Origin of the sequence: Ruminococcus sp. Marseille-P6503 (genome assembly GCF_900604945.1) — a bacterium.
Lineage (GTDB): Bacteria > Bacillota > Clostridia > Oscillospirales > Ruminococcaceae > FB2012.
This window is the reverse complement of the sequence record NZ_UWPB01000002.1, coordinates 809,827-833,153: the sequence shown is the minus strand read 5'-3', so window position 1 is coordinate 833,153 and position 23,327 is coordinate 809,827. Positions and strand designations below refer to the sequence as shown.

General features: G+C 43.6%; 39 protein-coding genes and 1 other RNA gene. 37 read left to right on the top strand and 3 right to left on the bottom strand.

The genetic code is table 11. From position 1 onward, the window contains the following. Window positions 1-83: 83 nt before the first annotated feature. On the bottom strand, window positions 84-440 hold the full coding sequence (spoVAE, locus tag EIH25_RS10015; RefSeq protein WP_124100916.1) for a stage V sporulation protein AE: 357 nt from the start codon (window positions 438-440) through the stop codon (window positions 84-86). 66 nt (window positions 441-506) lie between these two features. Beyond that, a complete protein-coding gene (gene spoVAD / locus EIH25_RS10010; RefSeq protein WP_124100915.1) occupies window positions 507-1,523 on the bottom strand; it encodes a stage V sporulation protein AD in 1,017 nt (338 codons plus the stop codon). A 249-nt stretch (window positions 1,524-1,772) separates the two neighbouring features. Here spoVAD and EIH25_RS10005 point away from each other — a divergent pair, with 249 nt between their 5' ends. Further along, window positions 1,773-2,411 carry an epoxyqueuosine reductase QueH gene (locus tag EIH25_RS10005; protein WP_124100914.1) on the top strand — a complete coding sequence of 213 codons (639 nt, stop codon included), beginning with the start codon at window positions 1,773-1,775 and terminating at the stop codon, window positions 2,409-2,411. Window positions 2,412-2,803: 392 nt separating this feature from the next. On the opposite strand, the gene EIH25_RS10000 is transcribed toward EIH25_RS10005, so the two are convergent. After that, on the bottom strand, window positions 2,804-3,511 hold the full coding sequence (locus tag EIH25_RS10000; RefSeq protein WP_124100913.1) for an XRE family transcriptional regulator: 708 nt from the start codon (window positions 3,509-3,511) through the stop codon (window positions 2,804-2,806). A 193-nt stretch (window positions 3,512-3,704) separates the two neighbouring features. Here EIH25_RS10000 and EIH25_RS09995 point away from each other — a divergent pair, with 193 nt between their 5' ends. The 36 genes from EIH25_RS09995 (at window position 3,705) to EIH25_RS09825 (ending at window position 23,301) form a co-directional block, all read left to right on the top strand. Next, window positions 3,705-3,944, top strand: coding sequence for a hypothetical protein (locus tag EIH25_RS09995; RefSeq protein ID WP_124100912.1), 240 nt, complete (start codon window positions 3,705-3,707; stop codon window positions 3,942-3,944). 9 nt (window positions 3,945-3,953) lie between these two features. Further along, window positions 3,954-4,205, top strand: a complete 252-nt coding sequence (locus EIH25_RS09990; RefSeq protein WP_124100911.1) for a hypothetical protein — start codon at window positions 3,954-3,956, stop codon at window positions 4,203-4,205. Further along, the gene (locus EIH25_RS09985) at window positions 4,168-4,371 is read left to right on the top strand and encodes a helix-turn-helix transcriptional regulator (RefSeq protein ID WP_206425703.1); all 204 of its coding nucleotides are present in this window, start codon (window positions 4,168-4,170) and stop codon (window positions 4,369-4,371) included. The genes EIH25_RS09990 and EIH25_RS09985 overlap by 38 nt, the downstream gene beginning before the upstream one ends. Beyond that, an RNA gene (locus EIH25_RS09980) (hammerhead ribozyme type II) lies at window positions 4,370-4,439 on the top strand. Before EIH25_RS09985 ends, EIH25_RS09980 begins: the two co-directional genes overlap by 2 nt. Window positions 4,440-4,453: 14 nt before the next feature. Continuing rightward, window positions 4,454-4,657, top strand: a complete 204-nt coding sequence (locus tag EIH25_RS09975) for a hypothetical protein (protein WP_124100910.1) — start codon at window positions 4,454-4,456, stop codon at window positions 4,655-4,657. Between the two features lie 51 nt (window positions 4,658-4,708). Further along, window positions 4,709-6,682 (top strand): Mu transposase C-terminal domain-containing protein, encoded by a 1,974-nt coding sequence (locus tag EIH25_RS09970; RefSeq protein WP_124100909.1) that lies wholly within the window; start codon window positions 4,709-4,711, stop codon window positions 6,680-6,682. Window position 6,683: 1 nt separating this feature from the next. Next, the gene (locus EIH25_RS09965; protein WP_124100908.1) at window positions 6,684-7,598 is read left to right on the top strand and encodes an AAA family ATPase; all 915 of its coding nucleotides are present in this window, start codon (window positions 6,684-6,686) and stop codon (window positions 7,596-7,598) included. 2 nt (window positions 7,599-7,600) lie between these two features. Further along, window positions 7,601-7,864 carry a DUF3850 domain-containing protein gene (locus EIH25_RS09960; protein ID WP_243113147.1) on the top strand — a complete coding sequence of 88 codons (264 nt, stop codon included), beginning with the start codon at window positions 7,601-7,603 and terminating at the stop codon, window positions 7,862-7,864. Between the two features lie 164 nt (window positions 7,865-8,028). Continuing rightward, a complete protein-coding gene (locus tag EIH25_RS09955) occupies window positions 8,029-8,280 on the top strand; it encodes a hypothetical protein (RefSeq protein WP_124100907.1) in 252 nt (83 codons plus the stop codon). Continuing rightward, entirely contained in the window at window positions 8,280-8,510 is a 231-nt protein-coding gene (locus tag EIH25_RS09950) for a hypothetical protein (RefSeq protein WP_124100906.1), read from the top strand. Before EIH25_RS09955 ends, EIH25_RS09950 begins: the two co-directional genes overlap by 1 nt. Before the next feature lie 91 nt (window positions 8,511-8,601). Then, complete coding sequence (locus EIH25_RS09945) at window positions 8,602-8,883, top strand: AbrB/MazE/SpoVT family DNA-binding domain-containing protein (protein WP_124100905.1); 282 nt, start codon at window positions 8,602-8,604, stop codon at window positions 8,881-8,883. Further along, the gene (locus tag EIH25_RS09940) at window positions 8,873-9,523 is read left to right on the top strand and encodes a hypothetical protein (protein WP_124100904.1); all 651 of its coding nucleotides are present in this window, start codon (window positions 8,873-8,875) and stop codon (window positions 9,521-9,523) included. The genes EIH25_RS09945 and EIH25_RS09940 overlap by 11 nt, the downstream gene beginning before the upstream one ends. Before the next feature lie 21 nt (window positions 9,524-9,544). Further along, on the top strand, window positions 9,545-10,036 hold the full coding sequence (locus tag EIH25_RS09935; RefSeq protein WP_124100903.1) for a regulatory protein GemA: 492 nt from the start codon (window positions 9,545-9,547) through the stop codon (window positions 10,034-10,036). Continuing rightward, window positions 10,023-10,343 carry a Mor transcription activator family protein gene (locus tag EIH25_RS09930; protein WP_243113145.1) on the top strand — a complete coding sequence of 107 codons (321 nt, stop codon included), beginning with the start codon at window positions 10,023-10,025 and terminating at the stop codon, window positions 10,341-10,343. The genes EIH25_RS09935 and EIH25_RS09930 overlap by 14 nt, the downstream gene beginning before the upstream one ends. A 1-nt stretch (window position 10,344) precedes the next feature. After that, window positions 10,345-10,674 (top strand): DUF5406 family protein, encoded by a 330-nt coding sequence (locus EIH25_RS09925; RefSeq protein ID WP_124100901.1) that lies wholly within the window; start codon window positions 10,345-10,347, stop codon window positions 10,672-10,674. 99 nt (window positions 10,675-10,773) lie between these two features. After that, complete coding sequence (locus tag EIH25_RS09920) at window positions 10,774-11,010, top strand: hypothetical protein (RefSeq protein WP_124100900.1); 237 nt, start codon at window positions 10,774-10,776, stop codon at window positions 11,008-11,010. Between the two features lie 2 nt (window positions 11,011-11,012). After that, window positions 11,013-11,339 (top strand): type VI secretion protein, encoded by a 327-nt coding sequence (locus EIH25_RS09915; RefSeq protein ID WP_243113144.1) that lies wholly within the window; start codon window positions 11,013-11,015, stop codon window positions 11,337-11,339. Between the two features lie 15 nt (window positions 11,340-11,354). Beyond that, the gene (locus tag EIH25_RS09910; RefSeq protein WP_124100899.1) at window positions 11,355-11,909 is read left to right on the top strand and encodes a phage protein Gp27 family protein; all 555 of its coding nucleotides are present in this window, start codon (window positions 11,355-11,357) and stop codon (window positions 11,907-11,909) included. After that, window positions 11,906-12,388, top strand: coding sequence for a transcription termination/antitermination NusG family protein (locus EIH25_RS09905; RefSeq protein ID WP_124100898.1), 483 nt, complete (start codon window positions 11,906-11,908; stop codon window positions 12,386-12,388). Before EIH25_RS09910 ends, EIH25_RS09905 begins: the two co-directional genes overlap by 4 nt. Window positions 12,389-12,628: 240 nt before the next feature. Next, on the top strand, window positions 12,629-13,096 hold the full coding sequence (locus tag EIH25_RS09900; protein ID WP_124100897.1) for a hypothetical protein: 468 nt from the start codon (window positions 12,629-12,631) through the stop codon (window positions 13,094-13,096). Next, entirely contained in the window at window positions 13,080-14,450 is a 1,371-nt protein-coding gene (locus EIH25_RS09895; protein ID WP_124100896.1) for a terminase family protein, read from the top strand. Before EIH25_RS09900 ends, EIH25_RS09895 begins: the two co-directional genes overlap by 17 nt. Continuing rightward, window positions 14,389-15,912, top strand: a complete 1,524-nt coding sequence (locus EIH25_RS09890) for a hypothetical protein (protein WP_243113143.1) — start codon at window positions 14,389-14,391, stop codon at window positions 15,910-15,912. Before EIH25_RS09895 ends, EIH25_RS09890 begins: the two co-directional genes overlap by 62 nt. Further along, window positions 15,912-17,597 carry a phage minor capsid protein gene (locus EIH25_RS09885; RefSeq protein WP_124100895.1) on the top strand — a complete coding sequence of 562 codons (1,686 nt, stop codon included), beginning with the start codon at window positions 15,912-15,914 and terminating at the stop codon, window positions 17,595-17,597. Before EIH25_RS09890 ends, EIH25_RS09885 begins: the two co-directional genes overlap by 1 nt. Before the next feature lies 1 nt (window position 17,598). Continuing rightward, window positions 17,599-17,844, top strand: coding sequence for a hypothetical protein (locus tag EIH25_RS09880; RefSeq protein ID WP_124100894.1), 246 nt, complete (start codon window positions 17,599-17,601; stop codon window positions 17,842-17,844). A 55-nt stretch (window positions 17,845-17,899) separates the two neighbouring features. After that, entirely contained in the window at window positions 17,900-18,298 is a 399-nt protein-coding gene (locus EIH25_RS09875; protein ID WP_124100893.1) for a hypothetical protein, read from the top strand. Window position 18,299: 1 nt separating this feature from the next. Then, window positions 18,300-18,461 carry a hypothetical protein gene (locus EIH25_RS12460; protein ID WP_164489212.1) on the top strand — a complete coding sequence of 54 codons (162 nt, stop codon included), beginning with the start codon at window positions 18,300-18,302 and terminating at the stop codon, window positions 18,459-18,461. Window positions 18,462-18,538: 77 nt separating this feature from the next. Further along, window positions 18,539-19,087 carry a phage scaffolding protein gene (locus tag EIH25_RS09870; RefSeq protein ID WP_124100892.1) on the top strand — a complete coding sequence of 183 codons (549 nt, stop codon included), beginning with the start codon at window positions 18,539-18,541 and terminating at the stop codon, window positions 19,085-19,087. 2 nt (window positions 19,088-19,089) lie between these two features. Further along, window positions 19,090-19,965, top strand: a complete 876-nt coding sequence (locus tag EIH25_RS09865) for a hypothetical protein (protein WP_124100891.1) — start codon at window positions 19,090-19,092, stop codon at window positions 19,963-19,965. A 12-nt stretch (window positions 19,966-19,977) separates the two neighbouring features. Then, window positions 19,978-20,169, top strand: coding sequence for a Rho termination factor N-terminal domain-containing protein (locus EIH25_RS09860; protein WP_124100890.1), 192 nt, complete (start codon window positions 19,978-19,980; stop codon window positions 20,167-20,169). Between the two features lie 3 nt (window positions 20,170-20,172). Continuing rightward, window positions 20,173-20,496, top strand: a complete 324-nt coding sequence (locus EIH25_RS09855; RefSeq protein ID WP_124100889.1) for a hypothetical protein — start codon at window positions 20,173-20,175, stop codon at window positions 20,494-20,496. Continuing rightward, entirely contained in the window at window positions 20,496-20,819 is a 324-nt protein-coding gene (locus EIH25_RS09850; RefSeq protein ID WP_124100888.1) for a DUF6751 family protein, read from the top strand. Before EIH25_RS09855 ends, EIH25_RS09850 begins: the two co-directional genes overlap by 1 nt. Beyond that, the gene (locus EIH25_RS09845) at window positions 20,816-21,187 is read left to right on the top strand and encodes a minor capsid protein (RefSeq protein WP_124100887.1); all 372 of its coding nucleotides are present in this window, start codon (window positions 20,816-20,818) and stop codon (window positions 21,185-21,187) included. The genes EIH25_RS09850 and EIH25_RS09845 overlap by 4 nt, the downstream gene beginning before the upstream one ends. Continuing rightward, window positions 21,171-21,602, top strand: a complete 432-nt coding sequence (locus EIH25_RS09840) for a hypothetical protein (protein WP_124100886.1) — start codon at window positions 21,171-21,173, stop codon at window positions 21,600-21,602. The genes EIH25_RS09845 and EIH25_RS09840 overlap by 17 nt, the downstream gene beginning before the upstream one ends. Next, the gene (locus EIH25_RS09835; protein WP_124100885.1) at window positions 21,602-22,102 is read left to right on the top strand and encodes a hypothetical protein; all 501 of its coding nucleotides are present in this window, start codon (window positions 21,602-21,604) and stop codon (window positions 22,100-22,102) included. Before EIH25_RS09840 ends, EIH25_RS09835 begins: the two co-directional genes overlap by 1 nt. Before the next feature lie 51 nt (window positions 22,103-22,153). Continuing rightward, window positions 22,154-22,750, top strand: a complete 597-nt coding sequence (locus EIH25_RS09830; protein ID WP_124100884.1) for a hypothetical protein — start codon at window positions 22,154-22,156, stop codon at window positions 22,748-22,750. After that, window positions 22,747-23,301, top strand: coding sequence for a Gp15 family bacteriophage protein (locus EIH25_RS09825; protein ID WP_124100883.1), 555 nt, complete (start codon window positions 22,747-22,749; stop codon window positions 23,299-23,301). The genes EIH25_RS09830 and EIH25_RS09825 overlap by 4 nt, the downstream gene beginning before the upstream one ends. Window positions 23,302-23,327 lie beyond the last annotated feature (26 nt).

Genomic DNA, 23,327 nt, shown 5'->3' with positions numbered 1-23,327 from the left:
CAATATGCAAAACAGGCTGTGATCCGCCGCAAGCACGGAACACAGCCTGTTTTGCATATACTACTGCAATAAGACAAGAATTTTCAGCTCTTGGGAGTGCTTCTTGAAAAAAGCGCAGTAATAAAACCGAATACGATAGCCGCGCATATTCCAGCGGCGGCGGCGGTAAGACCACCGGTAAAAATACCAAGAAAGCCGTTTTCGTCAACCGCCTTCTTTACTCCGTCCGCCAGCAGATAGCCGAAGCCGGTAAGGGGAACCGTGGCGCCGCCTCCCGCCTTGTCGATTATCGGCTTGTACAATCCAAGCGCTCCGAGTATTACTCCGGCTACGACATACGATACAAGTATCCTTGCCGGAGTAAGCTTTGTAAAGTCGATCAGAATCTGTCCTACAGCGCAGAAAAGTCCGCCTATTAAAAAAGCCCATAAATATTCCATTGCTTCGATTCCTTTCCTACATAAAATAACGTACGGCCCCGCGGTATACCCCGTGAAAACGGATCTTTACTTTTCTCCGCTTTCATGAGATATCCACACCGCATGAGCGATCGAGGGAATAGATTCGCCCTGCTGATTTACCGTCGGCGACATAAGCGCTCCCGTAGCGGTAAACAAAATATTTCTGATCACGCCGCTTCTGATCTTCGGCAGAAAATAACCGCAGAGAACGCTCCCCGCGCAGCCGCAGCCGCTTGCTCCCGCGTGAACGTCCTGATTTTCAAAGGAATAAAGCATAAGTCCGCAGTCCTTGTGATTGTCCCTGATATTTATATTTTCCCTTTCAAACAGCTCGCATAGGACGCGGCTTCCGACCTTGCCGAGATCGCCCGTTACAACCGCGTCAAAATCCGACGGCTTCATTCCGGTATCCTTAAAAAACTGATTTATAGTTTCAAACGCGGCCGGAGCCATAGCCGCTCCCATATTATTGGCGTCGGTTACTCCCATATCCACGATTTTTCCGATCGTACAGGCTCTGACGTACGGCGGATTATCCTTGGCGGACACCACCAGCGCTCCTCCGGCAGTCGCGGTATACTGGGAAGTCGGAGTACGCTGTCCTCCGTAATTAAGGGGAAACCGATACTGCCTTTCCGCCGTGCAGAAATGCGACGAGGTGACCGCCAGCGCTTTCTGAGCGTATCCTCCGTCCACAAAAACCGAAGCCATGAGCAGTCCCTCCGCCATTGTGGAGCAGGCTCCGTAAATCCCCAGAAAGGGAATTTCAAAATCCCTTATGCCATAAGTTGTCCCCACGCACTGATTAAGCAGATCCCCTCCGAACATAACGTCGATATCCTCGTTGGTAAGCCGCGCTTTCTGAATCGCGTGTATCACCGCCTGCTTCTGGAGCTGGCTTTCGCCTTTTTCAAAGGTATCGGAGGACATATACGGATCCTCGTTTATCTTATCGAAATAATCGCTTAAAGGTCCCTCGTTTTCCATTTTGCCGCCTATCGCGGCGGACGAAATAACGCTTGGAGTATTTTTCAGAAATTTAGTCGCTCTGCTCAAGCCAATCCCTCCGTTTTAAATCTCTTTGGAATTATTCTGCGCAGCTAAAAAATTTTTATTCCTGAAATTTGATTTTAATAAGAATTTGTGCTAGAATTAATGTAAACAGCGCCGTATAATCATTTTATGCGGATTTATATCTGAGCCTGTCTTTATACAGTATCAAAACCGCAGGCTTTGTCAGAATAATAAAAAATAAAACGCGTCCGTCAGTTTATTTACTATAGCTGAATTCAGCGGAAAGGCAGTGTAATTATGGTTCAGCCGACCAAAATAAATTATCAGAAAAAGCTTGACGATATAATATCAGAGCTTGAAAAAAGCGGAGAAAAGCCTGCTCTGCTGCTTCACAGCTGCTGCGCTCCTTGCTCGTCCTACACTCTCGAGTATCTTTCAAAATATTTTAAAATCACCGTTTATTATTACAATCCCAACATTTCTCCGGAGGAAGAATATCACAAGCGCGTTCGGGAACAAAAGCGTTTTATTTCCATGATCGACCCCGAAAACGAAATAAGCTTCATTGAAGGCGAATACCGTCCCGAGGCTTTTTATCAGGCGGTAAAGGGACTTGAAAACGTTCCTGAAGGCGGAGAACGCTGCTTTAAATGTTATTGTCTGCGGCTTGAAAGCGCCGCCGCGCTTGCCGCCGAAAAGGGCTTTGATTATTTTACCACGACCCTTTCCATATCTCCTTATAAAAACGCCGCAAAGCTGAACGAAACAGCCGCGGAGCTGTCCGGCATATACAATGTAAAAAATCTGCCCTCAGATTTCAAAAAGAAAAACGGATACAAGCGTTCAATCGAGCTGTCGGCGCAATACGGTCTTTACCGCCAGGATTACTGCGGCTGCGTTTTTTCAAAAAAAGAACGTGAAAACGCTGTTATCTGACACACAAAACCATAAATCAGTAAAAACGCGTGAATATGCGGAAGAACCCTATATACGGCGTTGAAATCGCGCAAAATAGGCATTATCTCACATGGAAAACTAGCGATATCAGAAACGCTGGAAATATTCGGTGTCAAAAAAACAACTCCCGATTACTGAAAAATCAGTAGTCAGGAGTTGTTTTTAAATTTAGGTGTTTTAAAGCGTTTTAATAATTGAAAAACGTTTTAAAATATCGTTTAAACTGCGCAAAAACGCCGTTTTAAGTTTAAAACAGCGTTTTTATTTATACTGTATTTTAAGGTCAAATGATCTTGTATATTAACCAATTTTTATATGGCAACTAGGCAACCATTTTTAATTTTAATGGCAACTTGTTGCCATTAAGAAATTTACAGCACACCTATAACCTTACCCTTGCAGTAAACTTGATCATAATCATTGAGTTTAATATCTTTATATTCCGGATTAATAGAAATAAGGCAGTTACCGCCGAATTTTTTAACATAGCCTTCTCCGTTGACGATAAAAACGCCTATCTCGCCATCATTAACAAAAGGCTGAGACTTAATAAGTATAGTATCGCCGTCATTGTAAAGAGGTTTCATGCTGTCTCCGGCAACTCGCAGCGCGAAATTGGCTTCTGCGGTCAGCGGCGTTTCCTCAACCTCAATCATGTTTTTGGCGTCATGGTCTAAGTAGATTCCTGTGCCGGCACTGACGGGTAAGTCGTAATACTCTATAAAAAGATTATTTTTAGGCTCTTTTAATGGCTTTTTAGCTGTTTCAGCAAGTTGCTCTGCTCTGCCGATCACTATACCTTTGCCAATATCGTTAAGCATATTATAATATGTAAGAAGCTCCTGCTCATCAGCGGTCAGATTGATCGTAGATGGGCTTTTTTCTTTGCCAGTTAATAGTTTTTCAGGAGTAACGTCTAAAAATTCGCAGATAGGGATTATATATTCTGCAGGAATACTCCTGTCTAATTTGAGCCAATTATTAATAGTGGAGGTTGCTACACCTAAATAGGTGGACATAGCCCTTTGAGTTAACTTTTTGCTTGTAAGTAAGTCTTTTATAATTTGGCTAATATGCATAAGAAAATCCCGTCCTTTTTGGCGAAATCCCTAAAAACGAATATTTTGTATTGACAAATCCGCAAATAGGGATTATAATTTACTATAGTATATCTTATGATGTAATAATATCAGAAAATTTACTAATAGTCAACTTAAAAGGAGTGATATTTTGTGAACGATTTAAAAGTTTTCAGCAACAGGAGGTATACATATGAATAATCTATCAAAATCAACAATCGGAACGGAAAAGCACAAGTTTGTGGAAAATGAATTGTTTTCAGTATTAAAAGCAGCAAATAAGGATATTGCAAACTGTAAATACATTAAGATCGATACGCTAGAAATCGTAGAGATAACAATGGAAAACTGCTGCAAATATCAAATTGACGTTACAGCAGACAGTTTGATGGCAATGATTCTGGACGTTGTAAAATTTATGGCTTACAAATAGGAGGTACGAATGTCATATATAATACTAACAGTGATCCTGTCCGTTATATTTCTAGCCGCTCTGGCGGCAATGTACGACAGCGTCAGGGTAATTGCAGAGGCGGACGCTGAAAAGAGGCATGAAAAAACGGAGCAAAAGCTCCGTCGTGAAAATATGGCGTTAAGATATGTGCTTGATAACAGGCACACAGTCTTGAATTTTGAGGTTAAAGGAGGACTGGACAATGACAATAGGCGAGATTCTAAAGAAAAAAAGACTTGAAGCACATATGACAGGCAAAGAACTGGCAAAGCTTGCAGGAACATCAGCATCAATGATATCTCATATCGAATCAGGATACAAAGTACCTAGCCTTGGACTTGCTGACAGATTGACAAAGGCGCTCGGTTTTTCAATGGATGAGCTTGTAGGTCGCAAAGTAGGATAGCCGAAACAGCAAGCATAGCTTGCTGTCCGTTGGGGACGGTCTCCCAACGCTGACGATGGCAGACCAACAGGAGGTGAAACCAATGAAATACAAAGAATTTGAAACTCAGATACTTGCCCACGCGGTGGGACAGGCAAGGCTTCTGGCTCAGTCAAGCTGTCTTGAGGACATAAAAATAGAGCCAGAACAGCTGAGAAAGAATATAGCGACCATTCTTTCCGTTCTCACAGAAACAGAAGAGTTTCTGTTTGCCCTTGTAAACAACCGTTCTGACTCTGATAGTTAGTATATCAGAGAAAATGGAAATTGTCAAGTCCTTTTTTAGGGAGGTGTTGACTTGGATTATATAACGGTCAAAACAGCCGCAGAGCTTAAAGGATGCAGTATACAATATATAAAGAAAATATGCAAAGAGGGAAAGTTGCAGTGCAATATTGAATTTAACGATAAAAACCGTCCTCGTTACATGATCCCTGTAACTGCACTTCCGGAAAGCCTGCAGACAAAATACTATACACAGCTGAGGGGCAAGGCGGGTGCAGAGCCTGTTAAAACAGCATTAAAACAGGATAAAAAAGCCGGTTTAAGGTCGTTTGAAAGCTTTAGTCAGGAAGAGCGTGAACAGATAACATTGTGGAAATCTATACTCGACGATTGGCAAAGCTATAGGAACGAGTATCCGGGCAGAAAGGCAGAGGTCGATAAGCTGTATATAAGCAAGTGTAAGCTTGAACATCCGGATATGGATATATCGCTCGGCATATTGTACAGCAAATACGCCGCGCTTAAGGATAACCGGCTTGAGGGTCTTGTAGATAACCGGGGCGGATGGAATAAGGGCAAAAGCAAAATAGCCCCTGAGCTGTGGGATCAGTTTTGCTATTTGTATTTATCTGAAAATAAACCGACTGTCTCACGCTGTTACAGCCTGACGCTTGAATGCGCTAAGGAGTATTACCCGGATATGGTGGCAAGCTTTCCGTCGGAACGCAGTTTCCGGCGGCATATTGAAACGGATATACCTCTTGCGGTCAGGATATATATGCGGGACGGCGATAAAGCAATGAAAGATAAATGCCTGCCGTATATCAGCAGGATGTATGACAAGCTCCACGCTAACGACGTCTGGATCGCAGACAATCACACGTTTGACATACAGTCTTATGACGAAGATAACGGCATGATACACAGGCTTTATCTGACAGCATTTCTGGACGCCAAAAGCGGAGTGCTGGTCGGCTGGAACGTTACAGACTCACCGTCGTCACAGTCAACGCTTATTGCTCTAAGGCACGGTATCAAACGCTTCGGTATACCAAAATCAGTGTATTTTGATAACGGTCGTGAATTTTTGGTTCATGACATCGGAGGCAAAGGGCATAGGACTCGTAAATCAGACCCTGAAAAAACAGAGCCGCCTACAATATTGCAGCGGTTGGGCATTGATATGCATAACGCTATTGTGCGTAACGCTAAGGCAAAACCGATCGAGCGCACATTTAGCACGGTTACTATGCAGTTTGCGCGTATGTTTGAAGGCTACTGCGGCGGTACTATTCTTCAGCGACCTGAAAGTCTTAAACGCAGAATTAAAGAAGGCAAAATACCATGCGATTTTGAGATCAGGGAGTTTATTGAAAACTGGATAGATTACGATTTTAACGTACAGGAGTACGGCGGTTCAGAAGCACAATACAAAGGCATGAGCCGGATCGATGTCTGGAACAAGGACATAAAGGCTGTGGGAATACGCAAAGCCGCTGAGTCGGATCTCAATCTTATGCTTATGCGCTCTACTAGGATGCAGAAAATCAAACGCAACGGTGTGTTTGTTGAGGTTGCCGGAGAAAAGCTGTGGTATATGGACGACGCTACATATAAGCATTTGGGCGAGGAGGTATATGTACGCTATGATCCGGCTGATCTGCGCAGTGTAAGAATATACGACGCTCAGGACAGATATTTGTGGACATGGGCTTGCGCGGACAAGCTGCTGATCGAATACATTACTGACAGCAAGGACGAAATAGCGGACGCTATGGCTCTGCAGCGCAGAACGCAGAAATTTATCAAGGCAGAAGCAAAAGCAATTACAGACGGCATGAGCAATGCTCAGAAGCTTGATCTGTATGCCGCAGCCGCGCTAAAAGCCGCAAACTGTAAGGAAAAATTTAAGATCGTTATGCCGAACAATATTGTGGTTGTCCGTGCCGACGAAGAGTCTGAGCAGCTTCCGATAGCTTCCGGCGAGGACGTAATTATTGATCTTGCGAAAATCAACAGGAATATAGAAAAACGAAAAGAGGAGTAATATGTTTACAAGCGAACAGGAATGGGCTCTTAAAAGATTTGACGAGCTTGCGCAGCTGACCGGCAGCGCGAATAAAGCAGGAGAACAGATCGGTATATCCGCGGCGACTATTTCAGCTATAAAAGGAGGAAAATACCGAGGCAATGTAGACAAGCAGCTTAACAGGCTTATAGACTACTTTAAAACAAAAGAGGAGGCTTCGGAGGCGTACAGCAAGAATGACTATGTGAAGACTTCAATTTCCAGCAACGTATATGAAACGATCCGTAACTGTCAGCTCAAAGGCGGTCTTGCAATTGCCTGCGGCGACGCCGGAGTTGGCAAAACGCAGGCGGCAAAGCAGTTTGCTAAAGAACATTCCAATAACTGCATATACATATCGGCTAACCCGTGTATCAAGTCTCCAAAATCCGTGCTTAAGCTGCTTGGAGGCAGTCTTAACGTGTCTGCAGCAAGTTTGGACGAGCTGTGGCTTTCTATAGCGGCTAAACTGTCGGACGGTATGGTGATAGTTATAGACGAGGCTCAGCATCTTGGGATACGAACGATCGAGACGCTCAGAAGTTTTTCAGACTACTTTGACGCAAAAAAACAAACGCTGGGTATATGCTTTGTAGGCAATCAGGAAACCGTATCACGTCTGGGAGGCAAGCAGAAAGCCGAGTTTGCGCAGATACGCAACCGCACAAAGCAAACTAAGGTATTCACAGTAAAACAAATCACAAAGCACGACATTGAGCTGCTCTTTCCGGCGCTGATCGGACATGAGCCTGAGCTGGAGTTTTTGCTTAAAATCGCTCATAGCTCACAGGCTGTGCGAGGTGCGGTAAATCTGTACTCAAACGCTTACGATAATCAGAATACTACCCACAAGGGACTTGTAGCAATGGCTAAATTTATGGAACTGGAGGTGTAAATATGAGCAATGATGTATATTATGTGACACATGAACTTAAAATACTGCCTAAATTCTTTAACGATGTGCTTTCGGGACGTAAAACCTTTGAGGTAAGAATTGAGGATAAATCAAAATTTAACGTCAACGATAAATTGCTGCTCATGGAGTTTGACGGCGAAAAATTTACCGGACGCAAGCTGAAAGTAAATGTGACTTATGTCCTGCGCGACGAGCAGCTATGCAAGCCGGGACACTGTATTATGGCAATTGAGGTGATCAGATGAAAGTCTTTTTATGGTTTGCAATCATTCTAACATTTTGGATGTTTATTACAGAAGATTCTTCTTCGGAAGTCATTTGCCGGCTGATATCAGGTATAGCTACCGTTATTTTTATAGTTATATATATTTTTTTGTACGGAGGAAAATAGTGAAACACGCTAAAAAGCTTGCCAATAAGCAAAAAATATTTAGAAAGGACTGATTTTACGCAGCAAAAAGTAGAGTTGGCACTTGGATATGTAAAAACAAGTGTATGTATTGACGATGACGTGTATACATTAGATGAGTTTGCCGTTGGCGTCGTTGCTCATGCAAAAGCGGAGATTGCACTGCAGCTTGAAGTGCCGGAGGCTGATATAAAACATATATCTACAAGGATTATAACAAAGGTACGGGATATGACTAAGGAGGCAGAATAATGAATACAGCCGTAAACACACTAGATAAAAAATTGAAAAAAATAATAGCAGTATATGATGACGGGAGCACAGAACAAATTGAAAAAGGCGTATTGACTAAGATGTCAGAAGTGTTGAATGATAACACAATTAACTTTACTTTTGAGTTTTTGAACACTAAAAACGGAGAAATTATAGACTTTGTCGACGCTGTTGTCCGTCTTGGAGTCCAATTTGGAATAATTGAATAGGGGGCGTTTGCCCCTTTGTAATGCTACCTACGGCGGTTGCAAGTCCGCGTGCAAAAAGCAGAGCACAGTAATATGATAGGAGGTATAAATAATGATGATCAAACACAAAAAGCTTACCAGCAAAGCGGCAGTCACAATACCAAAAGACTTGAGATTGTCGGCTGGGTTTGGCGGCGGCATGGCTGTAGATCTGATCGAGCGTGACGACGGTATCCTGATACGCAAGCACGTTCCCGTCTGCCGTTATTGCGGCAGCGTCGAAGATGTATTAAAAATACGTCAAGATGAGATATGCTGCAGCTGCGCAGCGGCAATAGCCGCAGAAATTAGTCAAAAACTTGCAGGGAAGGAGACGGAAAAGAATGCTGAATAATGCAAACGGAAAAATTGCACGATATATTCAAATAAAAGAAAAGATATCCGAGCTGAAATCAGAGGCTGAAAGCATAGAAGCGGAACTGCTGAAGGAAATGACTGTCGATCTTGAGGACACTAAGTATAAGTCGGTCTATTATGCTGACGACAGCGGCAATACGGTAACGGCTACCAGATCGGATAATCTCAAGCTGGTGTATCCTAGCTTCCTGCGCAATATTTTTGGCAAGGCGTATGCTGACGTAGTAACAGAGGAAACAACATACAAGCTGTCAGCAGCGGCAAAACGGCTTTTGATTGCTTTGCATAAGCAGGATTATGTTCGCGGCGGATCTCTGGAGGAGCTGATCGGCAGCCTGCAGCTTGACGATAAATCCGCAAAAGCTCTACATAAAAAGCTTAAGGGCAAAAATTTTGACACGGATGTAAAAAATCTAATCAAAATAGCCGGACTGGATGAGGACAAAGCAAAGAAAAACGCATATCTGGCTGCAGAGATCGCAGCATGGACAGAATTTATGCGGCTTATGGAGCTTAACGGTACGACATCGGACGCAGACATTGCAAAAGCTCTGACATGGATAGACGGAGCGGTTACGGTAGAAGAAACGCCTAAAATAACTATCACTTCGGTGTAATAATTTAAGGAGGTCAGGGTTATGGCGTCGAAAGAACAAATCAAGCGTATATATGGTCTGGGCGCGGGTCTGGGTCTTGTAGGCAAAGATCGGGACGATATGCTGCACGAGGTTGTCTGCGGCGTTACAGGCAAAACATCAATAAAAGAGCTTAATGACGATGATTTCAGGGCTGTGCAGGCTGAGCTTATACACCGTATGCGTTTTGGCTGTCCTGATCATCCTAAGCATAAGGTAAAAAAGAGCAGCGCAAATCCGGGTATGGCTACATCGGAGCAGCAGAAGCTGTGCTGGAGACTCTGCTATCAGCTTGCAGAACTTGAACCATCTCAGGCGGATGTCGGAAACAGACTGGTAGGAGCAATCAACAAGACGCTTGGAGTTACGGCAAGTAAAAAAGAGCCGTTTCGCTGGGTCGATCAGGAGCAGTGCTCTCATCTGATCGAATACCTTAAGCGTTATGTTAATTCAGCAAAACGCAAAAAGAGAGGTGGACAGGTTGCAGGAGTTTGATATCATAGTTGAAGATCTGAGTCCGGAGCAGAGAGATATATGCGACTGCATAGGCGTTGAAGCATACGCAAAGCTTGTCAAAAGATACGGCGGTCTGTCGCTCTACATTGCAAAAGCGGATACGGTAGTCAGATCTGCACGTGATGAACGCATACGCCGGGATTTTAACGGATACAACTACAAATTTTTATCGGCAAAATATAATCTTACTGAGCGAACGATACGCTCAATCACTGCCGATGCTTTACAGGAGCATAAAAACGCTCCGCTGGAAGGACAAATAACTTTTGATAACTTAGGAGGATAACATGGATAACTATGCTAACAGCTATTTAGGTACTCATTATGTTAAATATACTCTTCAGTATAAAGACTATACCGGCAGCTTTGTCCGTGCGGTCGGAGGCAACTGCCGAGGAGCGGACGTTATGGACGCTGATATTTTTGACAGCCTCAATCAGAATGATATAAACTTATTGTACAGCAACGACTGCCAGCTGACATACGATGAGGAGTTTAGGACATACAGCTTTATACTCAAAAACCAAAACGGAGAGAGCTGCGAATTTGAGGAATATGAGGATGAGATGAGCAAATATCTTGTGGCAGTAGAGATTATAGGCTTTACTCCTGAGTGAAACAAAAGAGTGAAGCGTTTCATATGTACATAGCAATAAATAAATGGTATCGTAATTATAGTGATTGCGATACCATTTTTTATGCAGGGAGGTGTGCATATGAGCGGCACTGACATAATAAGCGGACTTATTAATATAGCTCTTACCGGAGGCTTAGGAATCATTACGTTTTTCTTGAAACGCACGATGGACGAGCTTGATAAATGTAAAACTGACATAGCAAAAATCAAAGAAGATTATATTACAAAAGAGGATTTTTTTCGCGAACAAGGCAAAACAGACAGAAAGCTCGACAGAATCATGGATATACTTTTAGAGATTAAAGGAGGCAAATAGCAATGGATATGGACAAGCAGATGCAGCTTATTAAAGCCGGAAATTTCAGAGAGAATAACGGCTCTGTAATGCGTACAGTAAATATGCTCAGACATAAATATCACAAGCTAAAGAGCGTGAAATATGCACTTCCGGATGTAAGTGAAGGCGAGGTATTGGACAGTATTAACTATCTGTATGAGGCTGGATACATACATCTTCGCAGCATATTAACAAAGGAACCTGCAACATTAGCGGACTGCGACTTTGAAGAGCTTGAAGCTAAACTGACCGCTAAGGGTATAAGCCTGCTTGCAGGAGGTATTACAGACCCGTGTATCGTACTTTAAAGGGAGGCGGTATTTATGGGACGTAAACGCCGGAAGCACTCAATAATAGACAAGCTCAGCCCTGAGCTCAAAGCAACCGTCGAGGAAATGATGAAATCCGACTTTACTTATCAGGAAATTGCGGACTATATCAAAGCTCAGACCGAGCAGCCTATCTCGGTAACATCGGTATGGCGTTACGCCTCGGCGCTTAATGAATCTGTTGAAACGCTTCGCATGGCACAGGAAAACTTTCGGGTAATTATGGAGGAAATCAATAAATATCCGGCTCTGGATACATCTGAGGGAATCATACGTCTGCTGTCGCACTACGTACTTGAAAGTATTCAAAACACGTCTGAGGATAAGTGGCAGAAGCTAGACCCGGAAACGCTTATAAAACAGGCTACGTCGTTAGTTAAAGCGGCGTCATATAAAAAGAACATGGATCTGAAAAATGAGAATATTCTCAATGCCGGCTTTGAGCAGGTAAAATCAATGGTTTTTGAAGCAATGGCAAAGGAACGTCCGGAACTGTACCGAGATGTGGCAAAATTCCTTGATGAAAAGAAGAGGAGTGAAACTATATGATATATGTATTGCACGTACAAAGCGGCAAAGAACAGGAGATCGTTAGAAAGCTCGGCGAGTTGGATATACAATCCTTCGCTCCGACCCATGAGTTGCTTGAAAGACGAAACGGCAAATGGAATACAGTGCAACGGATTATCTTCCCGGGCTATGTGTTTGTAAGCTTAGATAAGCTTGCGCAAACTATTTACTATATCGTCAAATCTGTTGACAGCGTGATCCGGTTTCTCGGTCAGCCCCCTGAACCGCTCAGGCAGGAGGAAGCTGACAGACTGCAGTGGATATTCAATGCCGGCAACATGACTGTCAGCCGAGGATATGTCAAAGACGGCAGACTTCATATAACGGACGGTATACTTTCCGGCAGAGAACACCGCATTATAAAGTACAGCAGACGCCGAAAACGCTGTACACTGTGTTGCGAGATCAACGGCAGACGGCATTTTTTCGATGTGTCGGCAGAACTGGACAAGGTTTAGCGAAAACATGGAGTTGATACGTCCTCTATGATTTTTCGCTGGATCATATATAAAAAAACAGGCTTTTATATAAAAAGTGCTGAATGGCGAAGCCTGCCTTTACAAAAAAAGCGTTTGACAGCCGTTTAAACGCTGTTTAAATCGTTTTAAAACGCAGATTAGTTAAATCTATCGTTAAAACCGAAAAACGGCTCACAGGGGCGCACAGCCCTTGTTTTTTATGTATCAAGGAGGTGCGAAATGAATCAAAAGCGAAAACAGGCTATTGATATACTTAGTAATGCGATTGATAATATCAGCGACATTAAGGTTAAAACGGATATTCAAGGTCTTGGCGAACTTGCGGACGCATTTTTAAATACAAACGATAGAGCGGAGCGTAAAAGGCTTACAACAGAGTTTAAGCGGAGGCATGAGGAGCTGCATAAATTTTTAGCAGACAATCCCGGACTTGTAAACGCCGAAGTGGAGCGGGCTCTTTTAAGCGCGGCTCTGGGCGGTGAATATGTCGACGAAGAGGTCAAAATATCCGCAAACGGCAGAAGGACGTATAAACGCACAAAAAAGCGCGTTGCTCCTAACGCTTCAGCGGCTTTATCATATCTGCAGAATAAAGACAAAGAAAACTGGTCGCCAAATCCGCGCGCCGATCCTGAGCTGGAAGACACCAGCGAGATAGAGGAGGATATTTATGGAGCAGACGGCTAAACCAGATAAGCGGCGTAAGACTATACCGTATAATTTCGGTGGCAAGCATAAGGAATATATCCGTAGAAGCCGCGACTGTATGATCAATGTTGCCGAGGGAGCTGTCAGAGCCGGCAAAACGGTTGATAATGTACTGGCATTTTGCCATGAACTTAAAAATACAAAGGATAAGATACATCTTGCGTCTGCAAGCACAGTAGGCAACGCTAAGCTTATCCTCGGCGACTGCAACGGCTTTGGCATAGAGCATTTTTTTCGGGGGCAGTGCCGCTGGGGAAAGTACAAAGGCAACGAGGCTCTTATAATCCAAGGCAGAGATACAGGATTTAAGACCCGTATCGTTATATTTTCGGGCGCGATGCTCGCAAACAGTTATAAGTCTATCAGAGGTAACTCATACGGTATGTGGATAGCGACCGAAATAAATCTGCATCACAAATCATTTGTGCAGGAGGCTTTTAACCGCTCGATCGCCGCACTAAAGCGAAAGGTCTGGTGGGATCTCAACCCGGATAATCCTAAGAGCTGGATATATGTTGAATACATAGACAAGTATAAGCAGGACGAGGCGGACGGTAAGCTTTTAGGCGGATACAACTATCAGCATTTTACAATAGACGACAACATTAATATTTCTGAGCAGCGCAAGCAGGAGGTCAAATCTCAGTATGATCCCGGGTCAATCTGGTACAAGCGTGACATCTTAGGCTTGCGTATGGTTGCTGAGGGTCTTATATTTCAGAATTTTGCAAACGATCCTGATAAGTACATTATTGATAGCTTTGACGAGCATAAAATAACGTCGATACACATAGGCATAGACTTCGGCGGCAACAAATCAAAGACAACATTTGTGGCGACTGCATATCTGGAGGGCTTTAAAAAGCTTGTCGTTATCGACGATTACAAAGTTGACGGCGGCAAGGGAGAAGTAAGTCCCGATACTATAAATAAGTGTTTTATACAGTTTGTAAGGCGGTTATACAGCAATTTTAATCCGATTTTAATTAAAATTGCATGGGCGGATAACGAAGCTCAGACACTTATTAACGGATTGCGCTATGCCTGCGCTCAGGCTAGACTGCTGATCAAGATAGCGGATTGCTACAAGGCTCCGGTCAATGACCGTATTGCGGCATTGGCAACCTTGATGGCTCAGGGCAGATTCTTGGTGCTTAAGCAGTGCAAAAATGTAATTGCAAGCTTGTCAGAGCAGATCTGGGACGCCAAGCAGGACACAAAGGATGTCCGGCTGGATGATGGAACGTGCGATATAGACACGGCGGACGCGCTTGAGTACAGTTTCAGTAAATTTATCAAGCCGCTGCTGGCGGCAGGAGGTGGTCAGTATTAATACGAGCGTTATAAGCTGGATCAATAGACGATACGGATATCAGCTTTCAGCTGATTATTATGAGTATATAGAAATTTGGAAAGACTGGTGGAAAGGCTATTATGAGCCTTTTCACAAAATTACGTTTGAAAACGGCGAAAGCAAAAAAAGCCGCGATATGTATACTATGAAAATGGCTAAAAAAGTATGTGAAGACTGGGCGTCGATACTTATAAACGACAAAACATTTGTGAAAATTGACGACGGATACACGCAGAATTATATCAGCGGCGACGCGGACAACGGCGGAGTGTTCGGAAGCAACAATTTCTGGGATCAGGCAAACGATCTCATTGAAAAAATGATGTACTCAGGTACAGGAGCTGTAGTTATCCGCCTCAAAAACGCAAAGGTCGACCGCAGAAACAGATTGCTTCCGTCGCAAAATACAAGAATAGATCTAAATTATCTTGAAGCTGATAAAATAATACCGCTGTCGACCGACAACGGCATTATAACCGAAGCGGCGTTTTGTTCAGAGCTGTGCATAAGAGGACAAAATCGAATATATCTAGAGCTGCACAGACTTGAAGATAATGAATATGTAATTGAAAATCACTTATTTAAAACGGACATTAATAACCCGGCATTGCTGGCGGAGGGCGAGCTGCCTGAAGGTGTTCCGACAATCCTGTATACCGGATCGGACAGACCTTGGTTTTCGATCTGCGTTCCGGCAATCGTCAATTCAGTAAAAAACAGCAACGGCATGGGCTGCGCGGTTTTTGCAAACGCTATTGACAATCTTAAAGGTGTTGATTTGGCTTACAATAATTTTAATTCGGACTTCTGGCTTGGACAGAAAAAGGTTTTTCTTAACAGGAATCTGCTGTCGGACATGGCTGGCGGTAAAAGAGTCGCTCCTGACGAGGTCAATCAGCAGCTCTTTTATTTTGTCGGCGAAACGTTTGACGACGGGACAGGGAAAACAATGGTGCAGGAGCACAATCCTGACTTGCGTGTAAGCGACAACACTGCCGGCATACAGGCTCAGCTTGATTATCTCAGTTTTAAAGTCGGTTTCGGCACAAAGCACTATCAATTTAACAGCGGCAGCATTGTTACAGCTACGCAGTACACGGGCGATAAACAAGACCTGATTCAGAACGCTCATAAGCATTTTATCAAGGTAGAAAGCTTTTTGCACAAGCTTGTAAAAACATTGCTCTGGATAGGACACAGTTACATTGACAGCAACATAAAGGAAGACGCTAATATATCAATTGTATTTGACCAGTCTCCGCTTGTCGATGAAAACGCTGAACGTCAGCGGGACAAAGACGATGTAGCCGCAGGGATAATGCAAAAATGGGAGTACCGGGTAAAGTGGTACGGAGAAACGGAGGAAGAAGCTAAGGCTAAGCTTACTGACGGTGAGCTTACCGATGATGAGATTATGGGCTTTGAGGGCGGTGAGGCATAATGCTTACGCCGCAGACGCTGCAAAAGCTTCCGGACGAGCTGGTGGATTTAGTAAACGAGCTGCAGACAGACATTATTCGCAGCCTGTCTAAAAAGCTGGTCAAAACAAATTATCTTACCCCGTCAGCTGAGTGGCAGCTGTACAAAGCCGGTCAGCTGAGGCTGTCTACAAACGAAGTCAACAAGCTTATTTCAAAATACGCAGGCAAGAGCAAGCGTCAGATCGCACAGCTGTACACGGACGCCTGTCGTAAGGCGATAAACAACGACGCCAAAATCTACAGAGCTTACGGCAAGGACTGCTCCGCTGCTCTGAGGTCGGTGGCGTTGTCCAATACGCTGAAAGCCGGTATAAAAAACGCAAACGGAATGACAAGCAATTTATGCAAGTCAATGGTGGAATCATCGAGGGCAACCGTTACACATCTTATGGATAAGGCGTGGCTAAAGGTTCAGAGCGGTGCATTTTCCTATCAGGAGGCAATTTATGACGCTGTTTTGGAGCTTGCCTCACAAGGCATATCAGCGGTTACATATCCGTCTGGTCATACCGACTGGGCTGACGTAGCTGTCAGACGTGCGGTAATGACGGGAATTTCACAGACCGCCGGACAAATGCAGCTTGATCTGGCGGCTGAAATGGACTGTGATCTGGTTGAAGTCACGGCGCATATGGGCGCGCGTCCTTCACACGCATTATGGCAGGGCAAGGTATACAGCATATCCGGCAAATCGAAAAAGTATCCTAAGCTATCTGAGGCTACCGGCTACGGTACAGGGGCAGGCTTAAAAGGTTGGAATTGCAGGCACGATTTTTATCCGTTTTTTGAGGGCGTTTCAGAAAGAGCAAATCTACCGGTCGATATTGCAGAAAACAATGAGCAGTATGAGTTTTCGCAGAAACAGAGGGCGATGGAACGCTCAATCAGAAAATCAAAGCGCAGTCTTGCGGCTCTCGACGGAGCTTTGCAGGAGTGCAGTGATGACGAGCTCAGGCGCAGGCTGCAGAATAAATTTGAGCGCACATCGGAAACTCTGAAACTTAAAGAAAAGCGGCTGAATGAGTTTTGTAATGCCAACGGACTATACAAGCAAAACGACCGTGTCAGGGTGGTTGGCTTTGGCAGGAGCTTGTCGCAAAAGGCTGTACACGGCAGCAACCGCAGCTTTGTTAATCGGCTAAAAAGTTACGGCATAGAAAATCCGCCGAAAAGTATTGACAAATTCAGAGAAATGGAGTATACTAATCCTCCTGAATACAAACTGATGAACGCGTATATACAATCAGTTAAAAGCGGATATATGTCACCACAGGTAAAATACAGCTTGTATAAAGATACATATAACTTGATTCAAAGAGAAATTGTCGGAGTTAAAACTGTAAATGGGATAGAAATAAAAGGTCAGTCAAAGCATTTTCTTGAACGATTTTTTGGGACGATGGCAAATCCAAGTGATAAGTATCACAAGCCACGAAGTGGCATATCTTTTGTTGATATGAAAGAAGCCCTGACCAAAGGGGATTATCTCTCACCAAAATATAATAAAAACAAATTAAACGAGCAATTATATAATACAGATGGTACAAAAATGCGATCTCAAAAGTTTTATACCGATAAATGTGATGTTACTATCAATCCGGACACAGGAATCTTAATCCAATGCAATCCGGATAAAGGAGGATAAAATGAAGTTTAAGCTTAAAGCAGATGAATATGAACTGTTTAAGAAATATGTTGATATTTCAGATATGAAGTATATACTTCAAAATGATGATGATCATACTATTTTTATAAACAATGAAGAACTGCACTTGTTTCAGCTGTTAATAAGTACAGCGTTGGATATCTATGGCTTTGATTCAGATGGAGAAATCACAGAGTTTGGTAGACAGCTTGAGGCACTATATGATACAATTTATAATCAAATTTAAAATTAGAGCTCCCAACTAATGGGGGCTTTAAATTTTGCCCAAAGGAGGATTGCAAATGACAAATGATGAGTGGCAGCAGCTTGAACAGCATTTGTGCTGGGTAGGCAGCAGAGCTGATCTTAAGATCGACGGATATAACGTTACACTGATAGTCGTGCCGGAAAAGCCGCTGAAAAACGTTATAGCCGTATATGTCAACGGTGAGTTTGATATAGACGCGGCGCAACATGATACAGAAATACGCCGGAGGTTTTATCAAAAGCATAAAGGATCGCTGCTCACATCAAGCAACCGAAAAAAGCTTAAAAAGGAGAGCAAAGCATTTCAAAAACAAGTTGCTGAAAAGGCGGCGTATTACTATTATTATCCGTTCTGGTCTTCTTTTAAATCGCTCAAATCTCATTTTGTAAAAAAGAACACGTCAATAGAGTTTGTAAGTAAGTTAGGAGGTTAATATGGCATCAACTATTATACTGCTCTATGCACTCGATACGGGACAGGTTCCAAGTGGCTGCTATATAGCGGCTTGGACGCTTTTAGCGCTTAAATTTGCTTTAAGTATATTTGAACTGAAGTGCAAAAAAGACATAAAGCGGTACAAAGACACTATTAATTAAACACTATTTTAACGTTAATAAAACGCTCTTTAAAGGGCGTTTTTATTATACTCAAAAATTTTTAGGAGGTAGAAATCATGACAAAAGACGAACTTGTAAAGCTCGGTCTTACAGACGAGCTGGCAGACAAGGTGCTTGAACAGCACACAGCGGAGCTGACTGCGGAGCAGCAGAAAACAGCGGAGGCGAACACACAGCTTGAAACGGCAAAAAAATCTGTAACCGAGCTTACAGAAAAGGTAAAAGCGTTTGACGGGGTAGATCTTGACGGTCTCAAAAAGTCTGCTGCAGACTGGGAGTCAAAGTATAATGCCGATATTGCCGCTCTGAAGATGGACAAAGCTCTGGAGCTTGCTTTGGTCGGTGCGAAAGCGAGAGACGTTGATATCGTCAAGTCTCAGATCGACGTCAATATGCTTAAGCTGGACGACAGCGGCAAGCTTATAGGGCTGGATGAGCAGCTGGGCAGGATCAAAAACGATAAAGCATTTTTGTTTGAAGACGCTTCGGGCGACGGAGGAGCGTACATCGATACTGCCATTAAACACGGCGAGGACACCAAATCAATATCAATAGATCAGGCAAGAGCCGTTATGGGTCTGTCTGCGGAAAATGGAGGTAAGTAATTATGGCAAATTCAATTACATTATTTAAAGCTTACATTGATCTGCTTGACGAGGTATACAAGCAAGCGTCCTGCACTAACGTACTTGACGGCGACAGTACGCTGGTTAAGCAGGGTTCAAACGCCAATGAGATAATTATACCAAAAATAAGCATGGACGGGCTTGCCGATTACAGCCGATCAAGCGGATACGTCAAGGGAGATGTCACGCTCACAAACGAAACGGTAAAGTTTAACTACGACAGAGGTCGTAAATTTAGCGTTGATAATATGGACAACGCCGAGTCTGCCGGTCTTGCGTTTGGTAAGTTATCAAGCGAGTTTATCCGCACTAAGACAGCTCCTGAACTGGACGCGTTTCGTTTTGCAACATATGCCGGTGCTACAGGTATATCAAAGGTTTCGGCGGGAGCGACTCTTAGCAGCGGCAACGACGTACTGTCAGCTTTGGTTACAGCGCAAAATACGATGGACGAGGACGAGATTGCTGCCGAAAACCGTATACTGTTTATTACTCCGACGCTGTATAATCTTGTGCTCAATGTAGATACAACAAAGTCAAAAGCGGTTATCGACAGCTTCGCAAGCATTGTAAAAGTGCCTCAGACACGTTTTTACAATGCGATCGACTTAGCAGACGGTACGACAGAAGGAGAGGAATCAGGTGGATATTCCAAGGCAACCGCAGGCAAGGATATTAATTTTATGATCATTCAGAAATCTGCCGTTATACAGTATCCTAAGCATACCGTAAACAAAGTGGTTTCGCCGGAAGAAAACCAGACGGACGACAGCTGGATGTTCTTCTTCCGCGCTTACGGTCTGGCTGATGTCTATGAAAATAAGGCAGCGGGTATTTATCTGCATCACAAAGCTTGAGGAGGTATCAATATGGCAAAAACAGTAGGATTGAAATTTGAAACTGCCCCGAATGATACCCCCAGTGTTTGTCGCCTTGAAGATATGACTGTACCTCAGCTTAAGCAGCTTGCGGCGGAGTATAAGATCGATCTCGGGAAAGCAGTCAAAAAAGACGAGATTATACAGGCTATACTAACCGTTTTAAGCAATTTGGAGGTGTAAGCTATGTCAATGGCATACGCAGACGCAGAGTTTTACAAGTCAGACTTTTGCGGCAAGCTTATCCCTGACGAGGACTTTGATTATTACGCGCAGCGGGCAACCGACTACCTTATAACCCGGTACGGCAATAACGCGTCTGACGCGTACACGCTGTCAAAAGCCTGCTGCGCGGTCGCCGAGGTGTATTACAAAGCTGAGCCTGAGCGTAATATATCTTCCGAAAAAGTTGGGGACTACTCTGTTACATACTCCTCTTCCGGTGACAGTCTGAGCAGCAGGCTTGCCGACGCCGCGTCGGCGTATCTGCCGCAAGTGGGGTGGTGCTGATGAAATATAACGCTAAATGCACTGTGTGGCACAATACGGACGAAGGATACATTGTAAGCTGCTATCGCTGCTGGTGGCAGGACACAGAGGCTCAGAATATAACCAAGACAGGAAAAACCGACGTTGATACGGCAATGGTGCATTTGCCGCTGTCGGCTGAGATTGACAAATCTGATTATATTGCGAAAGGTACGATAGATTTTGAAGTAACTGATTCAATAACTGAACTGCTTAAAAAAGTAAAGCCGCTAAAGGTAAGCACCGTTTCGCGAAAAGATTACGGCAGCGGCTTGTTAAGACACACCGAGGTGACAGCGCGATGAGCAAATACGGAATAAAGCTTACTTTTAAAGTTTCGCCGGAAAATGAGCTTTTGGCGAGAAGATGTCTTCAAAAGGGCGGCAAGGTTCAGAAATACATTGACAGCGAGGTGCTGCGCTGTTGCGACAGTTATGTACCTATGATGACCGGCAGGCTTAAAGAGTCGGGAACGACATCAACCGTGATCGGTTCGGGAAGGGTGCATTACGACACGCCATACGCACGAAAGAATTATTATGAAAATGCCGGCAGAGGGAACGAAGGTCTGAAACGCGGAGGCAAACGCGGTCGGCTTTGGTTTGAACGCATGAAGCCGGATCATCTTCCGGGTATTCTGAGAGGAGTGAAAAAAATTGCAGGATCAAAATAGTCTGCTGGAGGCGATGAGAAAATACATTGAAAAATGTCCGTTTATTGCGGATATAGACGTATTGCACATAGATCAGGTTGACGATGAACCGATAAGCTACAGTATACAAACATCAGGTCTGATATTAAACTCAGAAGACATATTGGGCAATCAAATATGGCAGTACAACGCAATATTACAATCGCGGGAATACACTGCTGACGACCTGTCGCGGTTAAACGCGTCTGCATTTACTGAACAGTTTATCTTCTGGATCAATGACAACAATCGCAATGATATATATCCTGCAATCTCTAAAGGAAAGCCTGTGCGGATAACCGCCGACAACGGGATACTGCTTTCATTGGACGACGACGGAGATCGGGGAGTCTATCAGATACAAATTCATTTGATTTTTGAAAGAGAGGGATTTTAATGTCAGAGACAATCACAAAACTAAAGCGCAGTCATTTAATACACTGCATAGACAGCACCTTCGGCGGTGAAACGCCGAGCTGGTTCATTATCGGTAAGGATATCGAAGATATGTCGATGGAGCTTAACCCATCGACAACTACAGTTAAAAATATACTTGATGAAACGTCTGTAAACGACGAAGGCTACGAGCCGTCGCTGTCAGTAGAAACATACTACGCAAACGTCGGCGACAGTATTTACACAAAGATCAAAGATATTGCAATGAATCGTCTAACCGGCGATGATTGCAAGACAACGCTTCTTGAGATATTAATCGACAAGACCAGCGGAGCATACGACGCGTGGACGGAAGACTGCATTGTAAAACCGACAGCTTACGGCGGTCCGCAGGGCGGAGTAAATATTCCGTTTACTGTTACACCATGCGGAAACCGCGTCAAGGGAACGGTAACAATTGCAAACAAAGTACCGACATTCACTGCAGATGCAAAAGGATAACGAGGGCGGTTAATCCGCCCTTTAATTATATTTATTTAAGGAGCTGATTTTATGGCGGAAAGAATTGCGCTGTCTTTTGACGACGGCTATAAAGAACTTGAAATCAACGGCGATCCTGACAGGATCATCAGGATAAATCCTGCCGACATGGGATTTTTAAAGCGTCTTGCAGACTTTGATAAGCTTGTGGACAATTTAAAAGCCAAGTACGGCGATATTGATCTGGATGCTGTTTCAAAGGTTAAGGACATTGACAAGAACAATCCGGATTTTGAGAAAATACGCGAAGCTGCCGAAAATGTTAATAAGCTTGAGAATGCGGTTAGAGAGCTTATTGACGATCTGTTTGGCTATGATATATCGTCTGTGGTATTCGGCAGCGACAGCTGTCTGTCCCTTGCGGGAGGTCAGCCGATATTTTTAAATTTTATCGACTCAATTGTTGCTTACATAGACTGCGAAACAAAAAAAGAAGCCGATAAATCTAAGGAAAAAATAAGCAAATACACTCATGAGGCTAAAAATATTACCTCGCAGATCACGTCGAATACTCCGAATCCGCCTGCTAAAGGAATTGATCTGTCCGAGCTCACGTCTGATCAGATCAAACTGATGGATTATCTGCGAGATAACGGAGCGTTAAAATGATCGGACAGCTTCCTGAAGCACTGGAGGTCAACGGCTTCAGCTATAAAATCAACTCCGATTACCGAATAGCCTTGCTTATTTTTCAAGCATACGACGATGATGAACTTACAGTCGAAGAAAAGCATATGACTTGCCTGAACTGCTTATATACTGATTTTGATATGCTCAAGCGCAAGGATTATTCGACCGCTCTTGAACGTGCTATATGGTTTTTGGACGGCGGAGATATATCTAAAAAATCAGTAAATGCAAAAATAATCGACTGGACGCAGGACGAAAAGATAATCTTTCCGGCAGTCAACCGAGTTGCCGGCTTTGAGGTCAGAGCAATCAGATATCTGCACTGGTGGACTTTTCTCGGATATTTCAGTGAAACCGGCGAAGGACTTCTGTCTACCGTTTTGTCTATACGCAGTAAAAAAGCTAAAGGCAAGGCATTAGACAAATATGAACAGTCAATTTACCGTGAGCATAGAGAGCTGATTGACATTAAGCACAAACTTAGCTCTGAAGAACAGGCTGAAATTGATTTTGTAAATTCACTATTATAGTTATTCTTAGCAAAAAGGAGGTGGGG

Bases quoted from the DNA above. Each gene is read 5' to 3' on its own strand.
- spoVAE (WP_124100916.1), bottom strand. From the start codon at position 440: ATGGAATATTTATGGGCTTTTTTAATAGGCGGACTTTTCTGCGCTGTA.
- EIH25_RS10005 (WP_124100914.1), top strand. From the start codon at position 1,773: ATGGTTCAGCCGACCAAAATAAATTATCAGAAAAAGCTTGACGATATA.
- EIH25_RS10000 (WP_124100913.1), bottom strand. From the start codon at position 3,511: ATGCATATTAGCCAAATTATAAAAGACTTACTTACAAGCAAAAAGTTA.
- EIH25_RS09995 (WP_124100912.1), top strand. From the start codon at position 3,705: ATGAATAATCTATCAAAATCAACAATCGGAACGGAAAAGCACAAGTTT.
- EIH25_RS09990 (WP_124100911.1), top strand. From the start codon at position 3,954: ATGTCATATATAATACTAACAGTGATCCTGTCCGTTATATTTCTAGCC.
- EIH25_RS09985 (WP_206425703.1), top strand. From the start codon at position 4,168: ATGACAATAGGCGAGATTCTAAAGAAAAAAAGACTTGAAGCACATATG.
- EIH25_RS09975 (WP_124100910.1), top strand. From the start codon at position 4,454: ATGAAATACAAAGAATTTGAAACTCAGATACTTGCCCACGCGGTGGGA.
- EIH25_RS09965 (WP_124100908.1), top strand. From the start codon at position 6,684: ATGTTTACAAGCGAACAGGAATGGGCTCTTAAAAGATTTGACGAGCTT.
- EIH25_RS09960 (WP_243113147.1), top strand. From the start codon at position 7,601: ATGAGCAATGATGTATATTATGTGACACATGAACTTAAAATACTGCCT.
- EIH25_RS09950 (WP_124100906.1), top strand. From the start codon at position 8,280: ATGAATACAGCCGTAAACACACTAGATAAAAAATTGAAAAAAATAATA.
- EIH25_RS09945 (WP_124100905.1), top strand. From the start codon at position 8,602: ATGATGATCAAACACAAAAAGCTTACCAGCAAAGCGGCAGTCACAATA.
- EIH25_RS09940 (WP_124100904.1), top strand. From the start codon at position 8,873: ATGCTGAATAATGCAAACGGAAAAATTGCACGATATATTCAAATAAAA.
- EIH25_RS09935 (WP_124100903.1), top strand. From the start codon at position 9,545: ATGGCGTCGAAAGAACAAATCAAGCGTATATATGGTCTGGGCGCGGGT.
- EIH25_RS09925 (WP_124100901.1), top strand. From the start codon at position 10,345: ATGGATAACTATGCTAACAGCTATTTAGGTACTCATTATGTTAAATAT.
- EIH25_RS09920 (WP_124100900.1), top strand. From the start codon at position 10,774: ATGAGCGGCACTGACATAATAAGCGGACTTATTAATATAGCTCTTACC.
- EIH25_RS09915 (WP_243113144.1), top strand. From the start codon at position 11,013: ATGGATATGGACAAGCAGATGCAGCTTATTAAAGCCGGAAATTTCAGA.
- EIH25_RS09910 (WP_124100899.1), top strand. From the start codon at position 11,355: ATGGGACGTAAACGCCGGAAGCACTCAATAATAGACAAGCTCAGCCCT.
- EIH25_RS09905 (WP_124100898.1), top strand. From the start codon at position 11,906: ATGATATATGTATTGCACGTACAAAGCGGCAAAGAACAGGAGATCGTT.
- EIH25_RS09900 (WP_124100897.1), top strand. From the start codon at position 12,629: ATGAATCAAAAGCGAAAACAGGCTATTGATATACTTAGTAATGCGATT.
- EIH25_RS09895 (WP_124100896.1), top strand. From the start codon at position 13,080: ATGGAGCAGACGGCTAAACCAGATAAGCGGCGTAAGACTATACCGTAT.
- EIH25_RS09885 (WP_124100895.1), top strand. From the start codon at position 15,912: ATGCTTACGCCGCAGACGCTGCAAAAGCTTCCGGACGAGCTGGTGGAT.
- EIH25_RS09880 (WP_124100894.1), top strand. From the start codon at position 17,599: ATGAAGTTTAAGCTTAAAGCAGATGAATATGAACTGTTTAAGAAATAT.
- EIH25_RS09875 (WP_124100893.1), top strand. From the start codon at position 17,900: ATGACAAATGATGAGTGGCAGCAGCTTGAACAGCATTTGTGCTGGGTA.
- EIH25_RS12460 (WP_164489212.1), top strand. From the start codon at position 18,300: ATGGCATCAACTATTATACTGCTCTATGCACTCGATACGGGACAGGTT.
- EIH25_RS09870 (WP_124100892.1), top strand. From the start codon at position 18,539: ATGACAAAAGACGAACTTGTAAAGCTCGGTCTTACAGACGAGCTGGCA.
- EIH25_RS09865 (WP_124100891.1), top strand. From the start codon at position 19,090: ATGGCAAATTCAATTACATTATTTAAAGCTTACATTGATCTGCTTGAC.
- EIH25_RS09860 (WP_124100890.1), top strand. From the start codon at position 19,978: ATGGCAAAAACAGTAGGATTGAAATTTGAAACTGCCCCGAATGATACC.
- EIH25_RS09855 (WP_124100889.1), top strand. From the start codon at position 20,173: ATGTCAATGGCATACGCAGACGCAGAGTTTTACAAGTCAGACTTTTGC.
- EIH25_RS09850 (WP_124100888.1), top strand. From the start codon at position 20,496: ATGAAATATAACGCTAAATGCACTGTGTGGCACAATACGGACGAAGGA.
- EIH25_RS09845 (WP_124100887.1), top strand. From the start codon at position 20,816: ATGAGCAAATACGGAATAAAGCTTACTTTTAAAGTTTCGCCGGAAAAT.
- EIH25_RS09835 (WP_124100885.1), top strand. From the start codon at position 21,602: ATGTCAGAGACAATCACAAAACTAAAGCGCAGTCATTTAATACACTGC.
- EIH25_RS09830 (WP_124100884.1), top strand. From the start codon at position 22,154: ATGGCGGAAAGAATTGCGCTGTCTTTTGACGACGGCTATAAAGAACTT.
- EIH25_RS09825 (WP_124100883.1), top strand. From the start codon at position 22,747: ATGATCGGACAGCTTCCTGAAGCACTGGAGGTCAACGGCTTCAGCTAT.